Annotated in this window: 19 protein-coding genes; 11 read left to right on the top strand and 8 right to left on the bottom strand. The window is 33.8% G+C overall.

Going from position 1 to position 19,251, the window contains the following annotated elements; translation table 11 throughout:
* Nucleotides 1-19: 19 nt before the first annotated feature.
* The 4 genes from ACE3PD_RS00410 to ACE3PD_RS00395 form a co-directional block, all read right to left on the bottom strand.
* Nucleotides 20-316, bottom strand: a complete 297-nt coding sequence (locus ACE3PD_RS00410) for a type II toxin-antitoxin system RelE/ParE family toxin (RefSeq protein ID WP_374398530.1) — start codon at nucleotides 314-316, stop codon at nucleotides 20-22.
* A complete protein-coding gene (locus ACE3PD_RS00405) occupies nucleotides 309-521 on the bottom strand; it encodes an addiction module protein (RefSeq protein ID WP_374398528.1) in 213 nt (70 codons plus the stop codon). Before ACE3PD_RS00405 ends, ACE3PD_RS00410 begins: the two co-directional genes overlap by 8 nt.
* Before the next feature lie 78 nt (nucleotides 522-599).
* The gene (locus ACE3PD_RS00400; RefSeq protein ID WP_374398526.1) at nucleotides 600-1,853 is read right to left on the bottom strand and encodes an aspartate kinase; all 1,254 of its coding nucleotides are present in this window, start codon (nucleotides 1,851-1,853) and stop codon (nucleotides 600-602) included.
* A 69-nt stretch (nucleotides 1,854-1,922) separates the two neighbouring features.
* Complete coding sequence (locus ACE3PD_RS00395) at nucleotides 1,923-2,396, bottom strand: N-acetyltransferase family protein (RefSeq protein WP_374398524.1); 474 nt, start codon at nucleotides 2,394-2,396, stop codon at nucleotides 1,923-1,925.
* Between the two features lie 114 nt (nucleotides 2,397-2,510).
* Between ACE3PD_RS00395 and fbp the strand changes: the two genes are divergently transcribed.
* Nucleotides 2,511-3,518, top strand: coding sequence for a class 1 fructose-bisphosphatase (fbp, locus tag ACE3PD_RS00390; RefSeq protein WP_374398522.1), 1,008 nt, complete (start codon nucleotides 2,511-2,513; stop codon nucleotides 3,516-3,518).
* A 73-nt stretch (nucleotides 3,519-3,591) separates the two neighbouring features.
* Here the strand turns inward: fbp and ACE3PD_RS00385 are convergent, their stop codons facing one another.
* A complete protein-coding gene (locus tag ACE3PD_RS00385) occupies nucleotides 3,592-4,026 on the bottom strand; it encodes a TerB family tellurite resistance protein (RefSeq protein WP_374398520.1) in 435 nt (144 codons plus the stop codon).
* A 137-nt stretch (nucleotides 4,027-4,163) separates the two neighbouring features.
* On the opposite strand from ACE3PD_RS00385, the gene ACE3PD_RS00380 reads away from it, so the two are divergent.
* The 4 genes from ACE3PD_RS00380 to ACE3PD_RS00365 are packed head-to-tail and all read left to right on the top strand — an operon-like array spanning nucleotide 4,164 to nucleotide 7,790.
* Nucleotides 4,164-4,757, top strand: a complete 594-nt coding sequence (locus ACE3PD_RS00380) for a HupE/UreJ family protein (RefSeq protein ID WP_026725993.1) — start codon at nucleotides 4,164-4,166, stop codon at nucleotides 4,755-4,757.
* Nucleotides 4,757-5,185 (top strand): dCMP deaminase family protein, encoded by a 429-nt coding sequence (locus ACE3PD_RS00375; RefSeq protein WP_291106253.1) that lies wholly within the window; start codon nucleotides 4,757-4,759, stop codon nucleotides 5,183-5,185. Before ACE3PD_RS00380 ends, ACE3PD_RS00375 begins: the two co-directional genes overlap by 1 nt.
* A 1-nt stretch (nucleotide 5,186) precedes the next feature.
* Nucleotides 5,187-6,755 carry a S41 family peptidase gene (locus tag ACE3PD_RS00370; RefSeq protein ID WP_374398517.1) on the top strand — a complete coding sequence of 523 codons (1,569 nt, stop codon included), beginning with the start codon at nucleotides 5,187-5,189 and terminating at the stop codon, nucleotides 6,753-6,755.
* A gap of 3 nt (nucleotides 6,756-6,758) precedes the next feature.
* Nucleotides 6,759-7,790, top strand: a complete 1,032-nt coding sequence (locus ACE3PD_RS00365; RefSeq protein ID WP_374398515.1) for a hypothetical protein — start codon at nucleotides 6,759-6,761, stop codon at nucleotides 7,788-7,790.
* Here the strand turns inward: ACE3PD_RS00365 and ACE3PD_RS00360 are convergent.
* From ACE3PD_RS00360 to ACE3PD_RS00350, 3 genes are read right to left on the bottom strand one after another with little or no spacing between them, the layout of a single operon-like run.
* A complete protein-coding gene (locus tag ACE3PD_RS00360) occupies nucleotides 7,777-8,385 on the bottom strand; it encodes an FAD-dependent oxidoreductase (protein WP_374398513.1) in 609 nt (202 codons plus the stop codon). The two genes, ACE3PD_RS00365 and ACE3PD_RS00360, sit on opposite strands and share 14 nt — an antisense overlap.
* Nucleotides 8,385-8,582, bottom strand: coding sequence for a hypothetical protein (locus tag ACE3PD_RS00355; RefSeq protein ID WP_374398511.1), 198 nt, complete (start codon nucleotides 8,580-8,582; stop codon nucleotides 8,385-8,387). The genes ACE3PD_RS00360 and ACE3PD_RS00355 overlap by 1 nt, the downstream gene beginning before the upstream one ends.
* A 12-nt stretch (nucleotides 8,583-8,594) precedes the next feature.
* The gene (locus ACE3PD_RS00350; RefSeq protein ID WP_374398509.1) at nucleotides 8,595-9,176 is read right to left on the bottom strand and encodes a MarC family protein; all 582 of its coding nucleotides are present in this window, start codon (nucleotides 9,174-9,176) and stop codon (nucleotides 8,595-8,597) included.
* A gap of 368 nt (nucleotides 9,177-9,544) precedes the next feature.
* Between ACE3PD_RS00350 and ACE3PD_RS00345 the strand changes: the two genes are divergently transcribed.
* From ACE3PD_RS00345 to ACE3PD_RS00320, 6 genes are all read left to right on the top strand, one after another.
* A complete protein-coding gene (locus ACE3PD_RS00345; RefSeq protein WP_374398507.1) occupies nucleotides 9,545-10,111 on the top strand; it encodes a DUF3109 family protein in 567 nt (188 codons plus the stop codon).
* Nucleotides 10,112-10,378: 267 nt separating this feature from the next.
* The gene (locus tag ACE3PD_RS00340; RefSeq protein WP_374398505.1) at nucleotides 10,379-11,356 is read left to right on the top strand and encodes a ribonucleotide-diphosphate reductase subunit beta; all 978 of its coding nucleotides are present in this window, start codon (nucleotides 10,379-10,381) and stop codon (nucleotides 11,354-11,356) included.
* A gap of 106 nt (nucleotides 11,357-11,462) precedes the next feature.
* Nucleotides 11,463-13,898 (top strand): ribonucleoside-diphosphate reductase subunit alpha, encoded by a 2,436-nt coding sequence (locus tag ACE3PD_RS00335; RefSeq protein ID WP_374398503.1) that lies wholly within the window; start codon nucleotides 11,463-11,465, stop codon nucleotides 13,896-13,898.
* A 117-nt stretch (nucleotides 13,899-14,015) separates the two neighbouring features.
* On the top strand, nucleotides 14,016-14,240 hold the full coding sequence (locus ACE3PD_RS00330; protein ID WP_374398501.1) for a hypothetical protein: 225 nt from the start codon (nucleotides 14,016-14,018) through the stop codon (nucleotides 14,238-14,240).
* Nucleotides 14,241-14,283: 43 nt separating this feature from the next.
* Entirely contained in the window at nucleotides 14,284-15,624 is a 1,341-nt protein-coding gene (gene dgt / locus ACE3PD_RS00325) for a dGTP triphosphohydrolase (protein WP_374398554.1), read from the top strand.
* An 89-nt stretch (nucleotides 15,625-15,713) separates the two neighbouring features.
* On the top strand, nucleotides 15,714-19,061 hold the full coding sequence (locus tag ACE3PD_RS00320; protein WP_374398500.1) for a PA domain-containing protein: 3,348 nt from the start codon (nucleotides 15,714-15,716) through the stop codon (nucleotides 19,059-19,061).
* The last annotated feature ends 190 nt before the right edge of the window (nucleotides 19,062-19,251 follow it).

Raw genomic sequence — 19,251 nt, 5'->3', positions numbered from 1 at the left:
TTTATTGTTGGAAAGTTTATTATTTCAATCTTTTTGACCAATCAATTGGGGAACGCGAAGTGTGAAAAACTCCAATTACTATGATTTTATCCAAATTTATCAAATAGTGAATTCCATAAGGAAATCGTTTAATAAATCTGACTTTTACGTTTTTATATCTAATTTGAAAAAGTTCGGGATTTCTAAAAATTTGGCTAACACTTTCTTCTAAACAAAGTTCAAAATCATAAGACAAACCTTCTCTTTGTTCTTCATACCAAACAGCTATTTGTTCAATATCGAGAAGCGCTTCTTTTGAAAATACAAGTTTATGCATTTCTGCTTTTTTTCAGCGTATTTTTAACATCTTCCCAAGTGTAAAACTCGGTTTTGTCTTCTTCTACCAATGAAATTCTTCGGTCTAATTCTAGTTTCATTGCATCAGACAACTCTAATTTTTCTTTCGAAACACTTTCCCAAAGTTCTTCTGCTAAAAGAATTTTTTCGGCATTGGTATATTTATCTAAATCTTTGATATTCATGTCTAAACTTTTTATAAAGTTAGCAAAAATATTTTTATTAATTGGCACATCGACTAATAGTCTAAATGCCAAATTAAACTACTCCTTCGTAATCACTTGCATCGTTTCTCTCGAAATCTGGCGCAACAATATCGTTTTATTCGTTTCTACTACTTTTGCAGCGTTTTCATCAAAATGTCTGATAGTATAAAGCGATACATTTTCGTTATACGAAACTTTGAATTTTTTTGCTAATACTTTTCGCAACTCTTCAAAGTTGTTGTATTTATCTTCGATACAAACGGAGAAACTAATCGCTGTGTTCTGAATTAAATTCACTTTAATCTTGTGTTTTGAGAACAAGCCAAAAATCTCACTAATATGATTTTCCATGATAAAATCGAAATCAATAGATGATAACGATAATAACAATTGGTTTTTCTTAACAATAAAACAAGAAGTTTGTGGAATTAAATCGGCACCTCTTGAAACACTTGTTCCAGGCAATGTTGGGTTAATAAAGGATTTTACATACAAAGGAATTTCTTTTTTCTGTAGAGGTTGTAACGTTTTTGGGTGAATTACGGAAGCTCCGTAAAAGGCTAATTCAATCGCTTCTCTATATGAAATTTGGTTCAACAAAACCGCATTTTCAAAATATCTCGGATCGGCATTTAAAACTCCGGGAACGTCTTTCCAAATAGTAACACTTTCCGCTCCTAAACAATACGCAAAAATCGCAGCGGTATAATCAGAACCTTCGCGCCCTAAAGTTGTGGTGAAATTATTCTCATCCGAACCTAAAAATCCTTGTGTAATGTTCAACGTTTTCTTTTTAACGCCTTTTGAAATCAATTTTTGAGTGGTTTCCCAATCGACTTGCGCATCACGATAATTGTTGTCGGTTTTGATTAATGGGCGAACATCAATCCAGTTGTTTTTTAAGCCGCTATAATTGAAATAATGACTTACAATTGTGGTAGAAACTAATTCTCCAATGCTTACCACTTGATCGTAAACAAAGCTATAATTTGGTGACTTGTTGCTACGAATGAAATATTCTAAATCATCAAAATGCGCGTTGACATCAAAAAACACATCGTGCTCTTCGTCTTCAAATAAGTCTAATAAAATTTGGTTGTGGTACTTACGAACTTCCTGAAGCGAGGCGTGCAGTTCCTTCGATTTATCGAAATAATTTTTGATTACGACTTCTAAAGCGTTTGTAGTTTTTCCCATAGCGGAAATTACCAACAAAACATCTTCGTGTCCTACTGTGTTTAAAACATGCAATACATTTTTTACGCCTTCGGCATCTTTAACTGATGCACCTCCAAATTTGAATATTTTCATGAGTTCAATTAGTCAATGTGGCTATTAGCCAATGTGTCAATTAGTTTTTACTTCAAAAATCTTAAATCGTTAATCTTCAATCAAAAATTGTTTTATTCCTGTTTCATCCATATGCACCACACGCCAATCGCTTAGAACTTTAGCACCCGATTTTTCATAGAAATCAATTGCTGGTGTGTTCCAATCTAAAACATTCCATTCGATTCGGCGGACATTTTCGGCTTTTCCTTGTTTGATGATTTCTTTGTAAAGTGCAAATCCGGCACCTGTTCCACGTTTGTTTTCTTTTACAATTAAATCCTCTAAATGGATGGTTTTACCTTTCCAAGTCGAGTAACGATAATAGTACAAAGCCATTCCGATAATTTCGCCATCAACTTCGGCAACAAAGCATTGAAAAAGCGGATTTTCTGAAAAACCATCACGAACTAAATCATCAACGGTAACTACAACAGCATCAGGTTCTTTTTCAAAAGTGGCTAATTCCTGAATCAATTCTAAAACCGATGGCATGTCGTTTTTGGTGGCTTTTCTAATGGTCATTTTTCTAATTTTTTTACAAAAATAAAATTAACTTAAACATCTTTTCAAATTAATTCTAACATTTCACAAAATTACCGATATTTGTGCCTTAAACACAACTACAACGTTTTCGAAATGGAAGAAAGAAATAGAACCTTAGGCGAATTTATTATTGAACACCAAAATTCGTTTCAATACTCAACAGGAGAATTATCTCGAATCATCAACTCTATCCGATTAGCCGCAAAAGTGGTAAATTACAAAGTAAACAAAGCTGGATTAGTAGATATAGTAGGTGCTGCTGGAGAACAAAATATTCAAGGAGAAGACCAGCAAAAATTAGACGTTTACGCAAACGAGGTTTTCATTCAAACCTTAATCAATCGTGAGATTGTTTGCGGAATTGCTTCGGAAGAAAATGATGATTTCATTACTGTCGCAGGTTCGGATAATTCACACAATAATAAATACGTGGTTTTGATGGATCCATTAGATGGTTCTTCAAATATTGATGTAAATGTTTCGGTAGGAACAATTTTCTCAGTTTTCAGAAGAATTACACCCGTTGGAACTCCAGTAACTATTGAAGATTTCTTGCAACCAGGTGTGAATCAAGTAGCGGCAGGTTATGTGATTTATGGAACTTCAACCATGTTAGTATATACGACAGGTGATGGTGTTAATGGATTTACATTGAATCCAGCTATCGGAACGTTCTATTTATCGCATCCTGATATGAAATATTCGGAAGACGGTAAAATTTACTCGATTAACGAAGGGAATTATGTTCATTTTCCTCAAGGAGTGAAAGATTATATCAAATATTGCCAGTCAGAAGAAGGCGATAGACCTTATACTTCAAGATATATCGGAAGTTTAGTTTCTGATTTTCATAGAAACATGATTAAAGGCGGAATTTATTTATATCCAACCAGTTCAAAATCACCAAACGGAAAATTACGTTTGTTATACGAGTGTAATCCAATGGCTTTCATAGCCGAACAAGCAGGCGGAAAAGCGTCAGACGGTTACAAAAGAATCATGGAAATTCAACCAACAGAATTACATCAACGCGTCCCGTTTTTCTGCGGAAGCAAAAACATGGTAGAAAAAGCAGAAGAGTTTATGGCGAGAGCAAAGTAATTTCTTCAAATAGTAAAATACAAAAGCACAAACTCATTAGAATTTGTGCTTTTGTATTTTAAAACAGGTTGAATTATCTGTTCATGTGTTGCATTTCGTAAGTGAAGGTGTCTAAATCCACATTCATATCTACTAATTTTAACGCTTTATCTACAATATAACCTACGTTTCCTGCTGTAAAACCTAAAGCTAAAGCGAATTTTTTAAGTAATTCGTGTTCTTTTTCTCCTAAAACATGCTCGTCTGCGTATACCATTCTTGCTAAATCATATAAACGTTCTAAACGATGTGTATGTAAAAGCGGAGGATTTACAGGATATTTTAAAGGGTTTTCTAAAATTTCCTCATATTCTGCTTGAGAAATTTCTAATTTGATAGCTAATTTATCTAAGAAGTGTTTTTCTTCTGGACCAATAATACCATCAGACAAAGCTACTCTTACAATTGCTGAAAAATGACCTTTGTTTCTGTTTCTAAAACCGCTATCGAATAAATCTGAAATTGACATGTTGTTTGTTTTTTATTAAAGCAAAATTACACAAAAATTCTATTTTTTTCAACAATTTCACATGCTTTTGTGATGAAGAATTTGGTAACATAAAAAAATAAATCGTAAGTTTGAAAATCCCCAAATAAATTGTAGTTATGTCAGAATTTTGGATGTATTTTAATATTGGTCTTAAACATGTGTTAGATATTAATGCATATGACCACGTTTTATTTTTAATGGCTTTAGTAATTCCGTATGCCTTTAAAGATTGGAAAAATGTTTTTGTTTTGGTATCGCTTTTTACCATCGGACATACGTTAGCTTTACTATTGTCGGTTTATGGAGTGGTTCAAATTCAAGCTAGTTTGGTTGAGTTTTTAATTCCAATCACCATCTTAATAACCGCTGTTTTTCATCTCTTTACGGCTGGGAAATCGTCTAAAAATGAAAGTATCACTTTCGTTGCCATTGTAACGTTGTTTTTCGGAATTATTCACGGATTAGGGTTTTCGAATTACTTTAAAACGATTTTACCCGGAACCGCTTCAGATAAGTTGTTGCCTCTCTTAGAGTTCGCATTAGGAATTGAAGCTGCTCAAATTATTGTAGTTGTAGTGTTTTTAATTATTTCCTACATCGTACAAACTTTTTTCCGTTTTTCGAAAAGAGATTGGGCTTTGGTTATGTCGGCATTTATAATTGGCGTAGTTTTGCCAATGATTATTGAAAGCGAAATTTGGAACCGATAATGAAGAAAGAAAAAAGAGAAAAATACGATAAAGCTTATTTACGAATTGCCAAAGAATGGGGGAATTTATCCTATTGCCAAAGAAAAAAAGTTGGGGCAATTATTGTAAAAGATAAAATGATTATTTCTGATGGGTACAACGGAACACCATCAGGCTTTGAAAATTGTTGCGAAGACGAAGACAATGTCACCAAATGGTACGTATTGCATGCTGAAGCGAATGCCATTTTAAAAGTGGCACGTTCTACTCAATCGTGCGAAGATGCTACGTTGTACATTACGCTTTCTCCTTGTAAAGATTGTAGCAAATTAATTCATCAATCGGGAATTAAAAGAGTGGTGTATCATCAAGAATATAAAGATACTTCAGGCGTTGATTTCTTAAGAAAAGCAGGTGTTGAGGTCGAATTAATTGAAGATTTGAGCTAAAATGAGAATGAACAAAGTATATTTTCCAATAGTAATCGCAGTAGCAGTTGCGGCGGGCTTGTTATTGGGAAGTAAACTCAATCCTTCTACAGAAACGGCTTTTTTAAACCGAAACGCCAATAAAAATAAACTAAACAAACTTATCGATTTTATTGAAAAAGAATACGTTGATAGTTTAAATACCGATTCTATTGTCGATTTAACGGTTAACGGAATTCTCGAAAAACTTGATCCCCATTCGGTTTATATTCCCAAAAGTCAATTAGAAGCAGTCGAACAAGAAATGCGAGGCAATTTTGTGGGAATTGGCATAAATTTCTACATGTATAACGATTCGTTAGCGGTTATAAAACCCATTGCAAACGGACCTTCGGAAAAAGCAGGATTAAAATCGGGCGATAGAATTCTTTTTGCCGATAAATTACAATTGTACAATAAAAAATTAGAAACAGATTCGTTATTTTCCATCTTAAAAGGCGAACAAGGTTCTAATGTAAAACTAACGGTTTATCGAAAATCTGAAAAAAAGAAATTCGCCGTAAACGTTATCCGTGATGTTATTCCAATCAAAAGTGTTGATGTTTTCCAAATGGTCGATAAAACTACAGGTTACATCAAAATCAACCGCTTTGCCGAGAAAACCTATGATGAATTTTTATCGGGTTTAACCCAATTAAAAAAAGAAGGCGCCAAACATATTATCATCGATTTACGTGATAATGGTGGTGGTTATTTGGAATCAGCCGTTGCAATTGCAGATGAATTCTTAAAAAACAAAGAATTAATCGTTAAAACGAAAAATAAAAAAGATAAAATCGAAAGTACACTAGCCACCGAAAAAGGAATTTTTGAAACGGGCAAAGTCAGTATTTTAATCAATGAAAACAGTGCTTCAGCAAGCGAAATTTTAGCTGGAGCCATTCAAGATAACGACAGAGGTTTGATCTATGGAAGACGTTCGTTCGGAAAAGGATTAGTACAACGCGAAATGCCATTAGGTGATGGTTCGGCAGTACGATTAACCATTGCTAGATATTACACACCATCAGGACGTTCTATTCAAAAGCCTTATGAAGACAAAGGTGAAAACTATTTCAACGAATTCGACAAACGCTTCGAAAGTGGTGAATTGTACGAAAAAGATAAAGCCAAAATAGCCGATAGTTTAAAATTCAAAACTAAAAAAGGCCGCATCGTGTATGGCGGTGGCGGAATTATCCCCGACATTTTTGTTCCGTTAGAAGATTCGCACGGAGCTGAAGGTTTAACAATGTTAATGCAATCGGGATTAGTGAATTATTTTGTGTTTGAACAATTAGATCAAAACCGTAAAAAGTTTGAAAAAATTTCGATGGAAGCCTTGGAAAAAGAATTACGTTCTGGAAATTATTTTAATAATTTCAAGACTTACATGGCAAAAGGCGGTTTGCTTTTCAATTTAGATACTCAGAAAGAAAAAGTATTATTCTATCTTCAAGCAGAATTTGTGCGCCAACTATTTAACGAAAACGCCTATTACCAATTGATTTTAAAGAAAGACAATATGGTAAATAAGGTGTTGAGTAAGTAAAATATGAAATTAAGTTTAAAGAAAAGAACTAGTGTAAAACCTAAAAGAAAATCTGCGGGTATAAATTTGATGCCTTTTTTTGTTTGGGTTTCAATTTTTGCTTTAGTATTTACCCTTTTTATTGTTTACAAAATTACTGTAAGTGAAAGGAGGTTTTTTTCGATTAGTTTGATTGCATTATTAAGCGGTGTTCTTATTGAAAGTTATAGGATTTCAAAAGATTGGAAAATTGTCTTTTTTAAGTTTGTGGGCGCTTATGTCTTTAGTTTTATAGTTTTTATTCCTGGAAAAAGAGATGTGAATTACAACATAGAATCGCACATCGAATTTTGGCTTCAAACTATAGTTGTTACTTACATAGTTATTTCAGCTGTATTTTACAAAGAAAAGATTGTGCAAAAGTTAACAGAAGGAATTACACTATTATTATCCTTATCATTAATATATTGGGTTATAGATTATGGATTTGTGAATATAGATTTTCTTATTATTAAAATTCTTTTAATAATTGGATTGTTGTTAGCGATTTACTCGATTTTCCATTCTTTATCATATTTGACTCTGACTAGGACAAGTAGACTTGTTTTAAGTGTTTGGAGTTCAATAGTTGTTTTTGCATTTGCTTTAGATAATGTTTTTAGAGTTTTTACAAGTAAAAACATTGAAGATTCAGAATATTTTACTGAAGGACTTTATATAGGAATACAATATTTCCTGTTAGGAATTTCAGCTATTTATATTTTGCAAAATTATTTTTTCCTTACAGACTTATTGCCTAACAAAAACGGTAATTATAAGAAAGATTTATATCATGCAAAAAGTGCACATATTAAACGATTTTCAGACAGTCAAGTTTCAAGAAAAAGTTCTTTAATCTGCATTTTATATTGTAGTAGTCTGTATTTTTTTAATAGCTATTATGATTTATTGCCAAGACATACTATGATTTGGTTAGTTATTTTTAGCTTTCCAATAATTGTTGGACTTTTTGATTATATGATGTCAAGAAGTAAGGTTGATTCTATTTCCCAATAGCATCATGCACTTGCACAGGATTTCCGTTATTCCACAATGTTAAAATATCAGTTGCTACAGAAGCACCACTACCAGCGGCAATGCTTAACTGACTTCTATGTCCGGCTAAAACTCCAGCTGCATAAATACCTTCGGTAACCAAATGGTCGGTATTTTTTAATTGAATTCTGTTTTTCTCTGGAGCTGCTTTTTGATGTGGCATTACAAACGATTCCAAGCCTTCAATTGTAAAAGGATTTCCAGAACCAATCGCAATCACTACAATTTTAGCTTGAAGAGAAGATTTGTTGGTAGTAATTGTAAAATTTCCAGCTTCACCAGAAATAGAAAGCACTTTTTCGCCATGAATTTGTTGTACGTGCGGATATGAGTTGGTCAAATGTTCCAAACTCTCTTCCAATAATTCACTTCCTAATTTCCCAGCGGGAATTCCGTAAGCGTTGTTAAAAATGGCATTTTGTAACGAAGAGGCTTTTTGGTGCGCCACAATTGCAATTTTTTTATCCATAGCAAAAGGTTTGTTTTGGGCTGAACCCAAAATCAAAGCACACGAAACGCCTGAAACTCCAGCGCCAATAATTAAAACGTCAAACATTATTGTCTTGTTTTTTCTTCAATCATTTTTGAAAAACGCAATAATACTAATAATAGGATAGCGCAAATTCCAGCTACAACACCAATAATGGCAATCGTGCTATTTCCTTCAAATGGATTGCTATAATCAATTTGAAAAAGATTAAAAACAATTAAAACTAAAGCAATGGCAACCGCCACATAAGTAAAAATTTTCATTTTGTATATTTTCTAAATAAATAATCCTTTAACATTCGCGGCGAATAATTTTACAGCAATCGCCAATAAAACTACGCCAAATATCTTGCGAATCACGCCTAAACCATTGTTTCCAAGAAGCTTTTCGATTTTCCCAGAAGATTTTAAAACTCCATAAACTACTACTACATTAATCAAAATCGCGATAATAATGTTGATTTTGTCATAAGCAGCTCGAAGTGATAATATTGTTGTCATCGTTCCAGCTCCAGCAATTAAGGGAAACGCAATCGGAACAATAGAAGCTGTACTCGGGTTATCTTCTTTGTATAATCGAATGCCTAAAATCATTTCCAAGGCAAGGAAAAACAAGACAAACGAACCAGCAACTGCAAATGAATTCGCATCAATACCAATCAACTTTAGAATTTCTTCTCCTACAAATAAAAAGGCAATCATAATCACCGCCGCAACAATTGTCGCTTTTTCCGATTGAATATGACCCATTTTACTGCGTAAATCCACAATAATTGGAATACTTCCCACAATGTCAATCACAGCAAATAAAATCATGCTGATGGTAAAAATGTCTTTCCAGTTGATTCCTAATTCCATAAAACGCTTAATATTTGTGCAAATATAAGGATATTGAATCAAGAACGTTTCTAATTTAACGATACATTATCATATCAAGTTCAATGACAATTTCAATATCAAGTTCAAATTCAAAGCAATGTGAAGATTTAAACGCAAATCCCGAAGCTTCGGGAGCAAAGGTTTTTCGCAAAGAGCGCCAAGAGAAAAGTAAAACGTCTCGGTGTATCTCTTTTCAACACAATCTAAATCAAAAAAAACTCGGTGTAGCTCTGTGAAAAAATATAACTATTTCTCCAATTTCTGAAATCTGTGTTCCAAACTTCTAAATTCTTATTTCTAAATTCTGAATTCAAAATCGTATCTTTGCACCTTAAAATATATCCAATATGTTTCAGTTAAATAAAACTATCGTTTCCGAAGAAATCTTAGAAAAAGAATTCGTTTGCAATTTGTCAGCTTGTCAAGGTGCTTGTTGTGTGGATGGCGATGCGGGTGCTCCTTTAGATGAGGAAGAAACCAAAATTTTAGCTGAAATTTTTCCAAAAGTAAAACCCTTTCTTCGTCCTGAAGGAATTAAAGCCATTGAAGAACAAGGAACGCACGTAGTTTCCGATTTTGGTGAATTAGAAACACCACTTATCGACGGAAAAGACTGTGCTTATGTAATTTTCGACGGAAAAACGGCACTTTGTGGAATCGAACAAGCCTACAATCAAGGAATTGTAGATTGGAAAAAACCAGTTTCTTGTCATTTATATCCTATCCGAATCAAAGAATATTCGGACTTTGCAGCGGTTAATTATCACAAATGGCATATTTGCGATGAGGCCTGTTCGTTAGGGCAAGAATTAGGAGTTCCGGTGTACCAATTTGTGAAAGAAGCACTAGTTAGAAAATTCGGACAACAATGGTTTGACGAATTAGACAAAGTGGCAAAAGAGTTGAAAAAATAATCTCATTGTTATCGATTAAAAACACGTGTGAGTCGCTTATTTTTCAGTTGCTTACAAGGTTTTAACAGTTGTTTTATTGGTTTTTAACTTATTGATTTACAGTATTTTAAAAACCTATATTAATTTACTGACAATTATCAGCTTTGTTAAAAACTTGCTCCAATTGTGAATAAGTTTGACTTTCATTTCTCGTTTCAAATGACAAACTTTGTAATCCCCAAATAAGTCAATTTAACCAATCATTAACATTTTTAAAATCAAATAGCTATGTCTATAGTGGAACCTATTTTGCAAGAAAACAAAGATCGATTTGTAATTTTTCCTATCAAACACCAAGATATTTGGGAATGGTACAAAAAACAAGAAGCGTGTATTTGGACAGCAGAAGAAATTGATTTGCACCAAGATTTAAGCGATTGGAACAATAAATTAAACGATGACGAAAAATATTTCATCAAACATATTTTAGCATTCTTTGCTGCTTCAGACGGAATTGTAAATGAAAATTTAGCAGAAAATTTCGTTAACGAAGTGCAATATCCAGAAGCGAAATTTTTCTATGGTTTCCAAATCATGATGGAAAACATTCATAGCGAAACGTATTCGTTGTTGATTGATACGTACGTGAAAGATGAAGCAGAAAAAAATCAGTTATTCCATGCGATTGAAGTATTTCCAGCTATCAAAGAAAAAGCGCAATGGGCTCTAAAATGGATTGAATCGGATTCTTTTGCGGAAAGATTAATTGCTTTCGCAGCGGTGGAAGGAATTTTCTTCTCAGGTTCTTTCTGTTCAATTTATTGGTTGAAAAAACGTGGATTAATGCCAGGATTAACCTTTTCAAACGAATTAATTTCTCGTGACGAAGGAATGCATTGTGATTTTGCGGTTCACTTACATACACATCACATTGTAAATAAAGTGCCAAAAGCAAGAATCACAGAAATTATCGTAGATGCATTAAACATCGAAAGAAAATTCATTACAGAATCATTACCAGTAAGTTTGATTGGTATGAATGCTACTTTAATGACGCAATATTTAGAATTCGTAACCGATAGATTATTAGTGGAATTAGGATGCGATAGAGTTTACAACTCTTCAAATCCATTCGATTTTATGGATATGATTTCGCTACAAGGAAAAACGAATTTCTTCGAGAAACGTGTGGCAGAATATCAAAAAGCAGGTGTAATGAATTCAGATGCAGATTCAAATAAAATTAGCTTCGACGCTGATTTCTAAAATAAATATAAAGTGCTATAAAATGTCGGGAGACTTGCGCTTTTGTTCAATAATTACTAACCGAAAGCAGGGAAGGGATTGTCTGTTTTCAAAAAACTAAAAATGTATGTATGTGGTAAAAAGAGATGGCCATAAAGAGCCAGTAATGTTTGACAAAATCACGGATAGAATTAAAAAACTATGTTATGGGTTAAATGACATGGTAGACGCTGTGAAAGTAGCAATGCGTGTAATTGAAGGATTATACGATGGAGTTTCTACTTCTGAATTAGACAATTTAGCAGCTGAAACCGCAGCTTCCATGACGGTTACTCACCCAGATTATGCCCAACTAGCGGCTCGTATTGCAATTTCTAACCTACACAAAAATACCAACAAATCATTCTCGGAAACGATGAGTGAAATGTATCACTATGTAAACCCAAGAACGAATCAAGCCGCGCCTTTGATTTCGGATGAGGTTTACGAAGTAATTCAAGCCAATGCAGCTTTTTTAGATTCTCATATCATTTACACACGCGATTTTAATTACGATTACTTTGGTTTCAAAACCTTAGAGCGTTCGTATTTATTAAGAATCAACGGAAAAATCGTTGAGCGTCCACAACACATGTTGATGCGTGTTTCGGTTGGAATTCACTTAAACGATTTAGAAGCGGTAATTGAAACTTACGAATTAATGTCGAAAAAGTTCTTTACACACGCTACTCCAACGTTATTCAACGCCGGAACTCCAAAACCTCAAATGTCATCTTGTTTCTTGTTAACCATGAAAGATGATAGTATTGACGGTATTTACGATACGTTAAAACAAACGGCTAAAATTTCGCAATCTGCGGGAGGAATCGGTTTAGCTATTCATAATGTAAGAGCAACAGGTTCGTACATTCGTGGGACTAACGGAACGTCAAACGGAATTGTTCCTATGTTACGTGTTTTCAATGATACTGCTCGTTACGTAGATCAAGGTGGAGGAAAACGTAAAGGAAGTTTCGCTATTTATTTAGAAACTTGGCATGCTGATATTTTCGAATTCCTAGATTTGAAAAAGAATACTGGAAAAGAAGAAATGCGTGCAAGAGACTTGTTCTTCGCTATGTGGACTTCGGATTTATTCATGAAACGTGTAGAAGCAGATTCAACATGGACATTAATGTGTCCAAACGAATGTCCAGGTTTAGATAACGTTTATGGAGAAGAGTTTGAAGCTTTATATACTTCATACGAAGCACAAGGAAAAGGTAGAAAAACCATTCGTGCAAGAGAACTTTGGGAGAAAATCTTAGAATCTCAAATCGAAACGGGAACACCTTATATGTTGTACAAAGATGCAGCAAACAGAAAATCGAACCAAAAGAATTTAGGAACGATTCGTTCGTCTAATTTATGTACGGAGATTTTAGAATATACATCTCCAGATGAAATCGCGGTTTGTAACTTAGCATCGATTTCATTACCAATGTTTGTTGAAAATGGAGCTTTTAATCATGAATTGTTATACAACGTAACAAAACGTGTAACGCGTAACTTAAATAGAGTAATCGATAGAAATTACTATCCAGTAAAAGAAGCGGAGAATTCAAACATGCGCCACCGTCCAGTTGGATTAGGAGTGCAAGGTTTAGCGGATGCTTTCATTATGTTAAGAATGCCTTTTACAAGTGATGAAGCGAAAAAATTAAATCAAGAAATTTTCGAAACTTTATATTTTGCTGCCGTAACCGCTTCTATGGAAATGGCTAAAGAAGAAGGACCGTATTCGTCTTACGAAGGTTCGCCAATTTCAAAAGGAGAATTCCAACACAACCTTTGGGGCTTAAAAGACGAAGAATTATCTGGTCGTTGGGATTGGGCAAGTTTAAGAAAAGAAGTAATGGCAAACGGAGTAAGAAACTCATTGTTAGTAGCGCCAATGCCAACGGCTTCAACTTCTCAAATTTTAGGAAATAACGAAGCTTTCGAACCTTACACTTCAAATATTTATACAAGAAGAGTACTTTCTGGAGAGTTCATCGTGGTAAACAAACACTTATTGAATGATTTAGTAGAAAGAGGTTTGTGGAACGAAACATTGAAGCAAGAAATCATGCGTCACAATGGTTCGGTGCAACATATTGAAAGAATTCCTGCTGATTTGAAAGAATTGTACAAAACGGTTTGGGAAATGTCGATGAAAGATATTATCGATATGTCGCGTCAAAGAGGTTATTTTATTGACCAATCGCAATCGTTGAACTTGTTTATGCAAGATGCTACCTACGCGAAATTGACTTCGATGCACTTCTACGCTTGGAAATCAGGTTTGAAAACCGGAATGTACTATTTGAGAACAAAAGCTGCGGTGGATGCGATTAAGTTTACTCTAAATAACGACAAAAAAGAAGCGCCAATTGAGGTGAAGGAACAACATGTTGAAGTGAAAAAAGTAGAAGCTATTGCAGTTTTAGAAGAACCAGCAGAAATGACCGCTGAAGAATACAGAGCAATGATCGAAATGGCTAGAAACGCAGGTCCAGAAGATTGTGAAATGTGTGGTTCTTAATTTTAGAGAATAGAATAAGAAAATAGAATAAAGAAAACAGTTGTTCGCTAATGCGAATGACTGTTTTTGTTTTAAATAATTACAATCCAATTCGTACATTTGAAAAAAATAGAAATTATGTCAAAAGATAAAAAAGGGGTTTACACCGGAATCATAGAAAAAGACGCAGACGGAAATTATTTCTGTGGAGAATATTTATTAGATTACCAATACACAGAGAAAAACTTCAAAGTAGGAGACGAAATCAATATCAAATCGGTAATCGTAAATCCGAGTGATAAAAGTTACAATCAGTATCCAAAAAAATCGAGAAATTTCTTCTTGACTAACGAAAAAGAATAGTTTTAAAATCAAAAATCCGCAATCTTCAATCTAGAATCTTATGATGCAGTGGGAACAATTATTGTCTTTAAAAAGACAAGGCGATACCAGCAAACGTTTACGAAAAGAGCAAGACGACACCCGTTTAGGTTTTGAAGTCGATTATGATCGAATTATTTTTTCTGCCGCTTTCCGAAGTCTGCAAGATAAAACGCAAGTTATTCCACTTTCCAAAACCGATTTCGTACACAACCGACTAACGCATAGTTTGGAGGTTTCTGTGGTGGGTCGTTCTTTAGGTCGTTTGGTTGGAAAACAAATCATTACAAAATATCCGCATTTACAAGAAGTTCATGGCTATCAAGCGAATGATTTTGGTGCGATTGTAGCTGCTGCGGCATTATCTCATGATATCGGAAATCCACCTTTCGGACATTCAGGAGAAAAAGCAATTGGCGAATATTTCAAAACTGGAAACGGATTGCAATATAAAGACCAACTGACCGAAAAACAATGGCAAGATTTAATCGATTTTGAAGGAAATGCTAACGGATTTTCAGTATTAGCTTCTTCTCGTGAAGGAATCGAAGGCGGTTTGCGTATTTCGTATGCCACTTTGGGGGCTTTTATGAAATATCCGAAAGAAAGTTTACCTAAAAAACCAACACAAAAAATCTGCGATAAAAAATACGGTTTCTTCCAGCAAGACAAAGCTTTTTTTGCTGAGGTTGCTAATGAATTAGGTTTGATTTCGAATAAATCAGGAAATGATATAGGTTTCGAGCGTCATCCACTAGCGTATTTAGTAGAAGCAGCTGATGATATTTGTTACACGATTATTGATTTTGAAGATGGAATTAACTTAGGTTGGATTTCGGAAGAATACGCATTAGAATATCTAATCAAATTAGTCAAAAACGGAATTGACACCAAAAAATACAATGAATTACTCACGAAAGAAGATAGAATCAGTTATTTGCGTGCCTTAGCTATTGGAAGTTTAATCAATGATGCTGTAGCTGTTTTTATGGAAAACGAACAAGCTATTTTAGCAGGAGAATTTCCTTTTGCTTTGATGGATAAAAGTCAGTACAAAGCTCAAATGAATGATATAATCCAAATCAGTATAAAAAACGTATATCAAAGTAGAGAAGTAATTCAGAAAGAAGTCATGGGTTATAAAATCATCAATAGTTTGTTAGATGGTTTTTGTACGGCTTACAATAATAAAGTAAATGGTGAAGCATCTAATTATGATGTGTTGTTATTGAAATTACTACCGGAGCGTTTTCAATTCCAAAAAGAAAATTTATATGACAGATTGTTACATATTTGTCATTTTGTTTCATTATTAACAGATGGTAAAGCTTTAGAATTATATAAGACTATTCAGGCAAATAAATGAATATATAAAAATAATTCCAAAAAAAATTTGAAATTAACTGGAAAATATTAATTTTGTTCAAATTATAATAATATTAACCTCATTTTACCATGAAAAAACAATTACTACTTGTTGTGTTAGTTTTGTTTGTTTCGTTTTTTGGTTTTTCTCAAGAAAAAAAATCAACCGATAAGGACAAACAAGAAAAAGTAACGACAAAAAAAGTTGCTGAAGCATCCTCAAATGGTGTTTTAAATAGCAACGAAGTGTCTAAGGAAACTTTAGAATTGAGAAGAAAACATGAACTATTTTTAAAGAATAGTAAAGTTAGAAAAACTTTTCATATGTCTAAAAAAGAGAGAAAAGCATTAGGTCTTCCTCCAGATAAATTTAATGAGCAAGAATGGTTACTTTCTTTGAATCCATCATTAGGATTTCCAACTCCTGAAAATTTGGAAATTATTAGAGAGAATTTAAAGCAAGAAAGATTATTAGCTCTACAAAACGGAAGAGTTCCTGGAGATGCAAATGATAATCTTTGGATTGAAAGAGGGCCGAATAATGTTGGAGGTAGAACAAGAGCTTTAATGTTTGATCCAACTGATGCAACTTACAACACTGTTATTGCAGGGGGTGTAAGTGGAGGTCTTTGGAAAAACACTAATATTAGTAGTTCTATTTCATCTTGGATAAGATTAAATTTACCAGAAAATTTGAATGTTCAATGTATTTCAGCAGACCCTAACAACCCAAATATTTGGTATGTAGGGACGGGTGAGTCATATGTTTTTGGTGATGTAAATGGTAATGGTTTATGGAAAAGTAATGATGCAGGTTTAACATGGTCAAGAGTTTTAGGCGGTATCACAGGTAATACTATTCCACAATCAGTTTCTGGTTTGACAATAAATACACCATCTAATGTTGCGGGTAATTATGTTTCAATTCCTGCAAGTTTTGGACCTACAATAACTTCTACAATAACAGCTCCAATTGTGTTAATGAACGATGGAACTGCCCCTAACGAAGATGGTTGTACAGCTATGGCTGCAGGTTCTTTAAGTGGTAAAATCGTTTTAATTAGAAGAGGTACTTGTGCTTTTGTTGATAAAGTTTCTGGAGCAGAATCTGCCGGGGCACTAGCTGTAATTATGATGAATAACGTTACTGGCGGACCTATAACAATGGGGGGTACTGATCCTGGAATTGGAATTCCATCAGTAATGATTTCAAAAGAAGATGGTGATTTATTAATGGCCAATTTGACAAATTTAAATGGAACTTTAAAACCTATTGCTCCTGGAGAGTTTACTGGAAATTTAGTTCCTGGAATTCAATTTATAAATGATGTTGTTGTTAAGAACAATGGTGGTTCATCTGAAATTTACGCAGCTGTTGGTGATGGATATTATTCAGAAGCTAGAAGTAATACTTTTATGGGGTCTACCAATTATGGTTTATATAAATCGACTAATGGTGGTTCAACATGGACTAGATTAAATCTTCCAGTAAGTGAATCAGGAAATGAGACATGTCCAAATGATATTGAGATTGGCGCAGATGGCAAAATTTGGGTATCTTCTACTGATAGCTGGACATTTGGTGATGGTGGTGGAAAAGTTTTTATGTCTTCTGATAATGGGACAACGTTTGCTTTAAAGCATACTGTAACTGGAAATGGTGGTGGACAACGTGTTGAAATTGAGGCTTCAAATACGAATGCTGATAAAATTTATGTCTTAACAGAATTAGGACAAGCTGATTCAGCAAATCCAACAATTGAGGTTAAGTTAGAAGTAACAAACGATGGATTTGCAACTGCTCCAGCTGTTTTAGCATTACCAGTTGGTAATGAAACAAGAGAAACTACTTACGGATTTACCGGGGCACAAGCATTTTATGATTTAATGATAGAATCAGATCCAAGTAATGATCAAATTCTTTATGTTGGAGGAATTGATTTATATAGATCAGCTAATGGGGGCGCAACGACTGCAGGTTGGGTTGCTATATCTAACTGGACAGCAAATGTTCACGCTGATCAACATGCAATGACATTTAAGCCAGGTAATTCTAATATTGCTGTTTTTGGTAATGACGGTGGAGTTTATTATTCAGGAAGTTTATCAACTACAGGAACGCCAGCAACAGCTAGAAATAATGGTTTTAACGTTACTCAGTTTGTTGGAGTTGCGGTATTACCTAAAGGCATTACAGGAATGTCTGGTGATTTCTTTGTAGCAGGAGCTCAAGACAATGGATCAAATTATTTTCCTTCAACGAGAAGTACAACTACTGGTTTGACTGGCCTTGGTTCGAGTTATGAAGTTCAAGGCGGTGATGGTGGTAAACCATTATTTAAACAAAATGCAACAACTACAGCGAATGCTTATTATGTAACAAATTACGTTTATAATGATAATGCCAATGTTAGAAATTTAGATGGTACTTTGAGAAAATCATTAAGTAGCGGATCAAATCTTGGACTTTTTTACCCAGCATTTACTTTAGATTCTACAAATGATATAATCTATTCTGATGGGACAAATTCAACATTAGCAACTCCTTATATTGTTAGAAGATATTCTAACTATCTTGGAGGTCCTGCCCCAACTCGTACTAACTTAACTAATGCATTGTTGACAACATATCCAACAGCATTAAATGTTGGTAAAGTAACTTCAACTACTTTATATATCGGTACTATGAATGGTAAACTTTTAAAAGTAGTAAATGCTAATGGTTTAGGAGCTACTTGGTCTGATATTACAGGGCCTTCTTTTGTTGGAAGTGTTTCTGATGTTGAATTTGGTTCAAATGATAGCCAAATTTTTGTTACAATGCATAATTATGGTGTTGTAAACGTATGGTATACTAGTGATGGTGGTGTGACTTGGAGTAGTATTGAAGGTGATTTACCTGATTTACCTGTAAAAGCTATTCTTCAGAATCCTTTAAAAACTGATGAGATACTTATTGGGACTGAGTTAGGTGTTTGGTATGCAACTGGTTTTAATCCTTCTGGGACAACGAATCAATCTTTACAGTGGAGACAAGCTTATAACGGGATGAGTAATGTGAAAGTTACAGACTTAGATTTACAACCGAACTCTCCAACAGCTCCAACTGCATACAATGTATTTGCTGCAACTTATGGTAGAGGAGTATTTTCTGGTACTTTAACTAATACTGTACTTAGTAATGAAGAGATTGCATTGTCTAGAGGTATTAAAATTTATCCAAATCCTTCTAAAGGTATAATAAATGTTGCCATTGCTAATTATAGCGGAAATTTATCAATACAAATTTATGATATCAATGGAAGAAAAGTTGTTGAAACATCAAGTGACTTTAATGGTGAAAAATCAATTAATTTGAACGGATTGCATTTTGGAGTTTATACAGCTAAAATAGAAGGTTCTGATTTTTCTTATACTTATAAAATTATTAAGGAATAATTAAATAGAATATTTCTTTAATAACAATAAAAAAAGGCTTCGCATTTGCGAGGGCACTGAAAAAGTCCTTTAAATAACAATTGCAATAATTTAAGGAGTAGAAAACTTAGTTTTTCTGCTCCTTTTTTCGTATATTTAGCTTTAATTATAGCGTTTTTTAGATGTTATTAAAGCAGCAAACAATACAATT

Source organism: Flavobacterium sp., from assembly GCF_041911335.1.
In the GTDB taxonomy this organism is placed as follows: Bacteria; Bacteroidota; Bacteroidia; order Flavobacteriales; family Flavobacteriaceae; genus Flavobacterium.
Note: the sequence above shows the minus strand (reverse complement) of the source record. Positions and strands in the feature narration are given on the sequence as shown.

Bases quoted from the DNA above. Each gene is read 5' to 3' on its own strand.
- ACE3PD_RS00360 (WP_374398513.1), bottom strand. From the start codon at position 8,385: ATGTTTGACGTTTTAATTATTGGCGCTGGAGTTTCAGGCGTTTCGTGT.
- ACE3PD_RS00320 (WP_374398500.1), top strand. From the start codon at position 15,714: ATGAAAAAACAATTACTACTTGTTGTGTTAGTTTTGTTTGTTTCGTTT.
- ACE3PD_RS00370 (WP_374398517.1), top strand. From the start codon at position 5,187: ATGAGAATGAACAAAGTATATTTTCCAATAGTAATCGCAGTAGCAGTT.
- ACE3PD_RS00365 (WP_374398515.1), top strand. From the start codon at position 6,759: ATGAAATTAAGTTTAAAGAAAAGAACTAGTGTAAAACCTAAAAGAAAA.
- ACE3PD_RS00375 (WP_291106253.1), top strand. From the start codon at position 4,757: ATGAAGAAAGAAAAAAGAGAAAAATACGATAAAGCTTATTTACGAATT.
- ACE3PD_RS00350 (WP_374398509.1), bottom strand. From the start codon at position 9,176: ATGGAATTAGGAATCAACTGGAAAGACATTTTTACCATCAGCATGATT.
- ACE3PD_RS00380 (WP_026725993.1), top strand. From the start codon at position 4,164: ATGTCAGAATTTTGGATGTATTTTAATATTGGTCTTAAACATGTGTTA.
- dgt (WP_374398554.1), top strand. From the start codon at position 14,284: ATGCAGTGGGAACAATTATTGTCTTTAAAAAGACAAGGCGATACCAGC.
- ACE3PD_RS00330 (WP_374398501.1), top strand. From the start codon at position 14,016: ATGTCAAAAGATAAAAAAGGGGTTTACACCGGAATCATAGAAAAAGAC.
- fbp (WP_374398522.1), top strand. From the start codon at position 2,511: ATGGAAGAAAGAAATAGAACCTTAGGCGAATTTATTATTGAACACCAA.
- ACE3PD_RS00410 (WP_374398530.1), bottom strand. From the start codon at position 316: ATGCATAAACTTGTATTTTCAAAAGAAGCGCTTCTCGATATTGAACAA.
- ACE3PD_RS00335 (WP_374398503.1), top strand. From the start codon at position 11,463: ATGTATGTGGTAAAAAGAGATGGCCATAAAGAGCCAGTAATGTTTGAC.
- ACE3PD_RS00395 (WP_374398524.1), bottom strand. From the start codon at position 2,396: ATGACCATTAGAAAAGCCACCAAAAACGACATGCCATCGGTTTTAGAA.
- ACE3PD_RS00340 (WP_374398505.1), top strand. From the start codon at position 10,379: ATGTCTATAGTGGAACCTATTTTGCAAGAAAACAAAGATCGATTTGTA.
- ACE3PD_RS00345 (WP_374398507.1), top strand. From the start codon at position 9,545: ATGTTTCAGTTAAATAAAACTATCGTTTCCGAAGAAATCTTAGAAAAA.
- ACE3PD_RS00400 (WP_374398526.1), bottom strand. From the start codon at position 1,853: ATGAAAATATTCAAATTTGGAGGTGCATCAGTTAAAGATGCCGAAGGC.
- ACE3PD_RS00355 (WP_374398511.1), bottom strand. From the start codon at position 8,582: ATGAAAATTTTTACTTATGTGGCGGTTGCCATTGCTTTAGTTTTAATT.
- ACE3PD_RS00385 (WP_374398520.1), bottom strand. From the start codon at position 4,026: ATGTCAATTTCAGATTTATTCGATAGCGGTTTTAGAAACAGAAACAAA.
- ACE3PD_RS00405 (WP_374398528.1), bottom strand. From the start codon at position 521: ATGAATATCAAAGATTTAGATAAATATACCAATGCCGAAAAAATTCTT.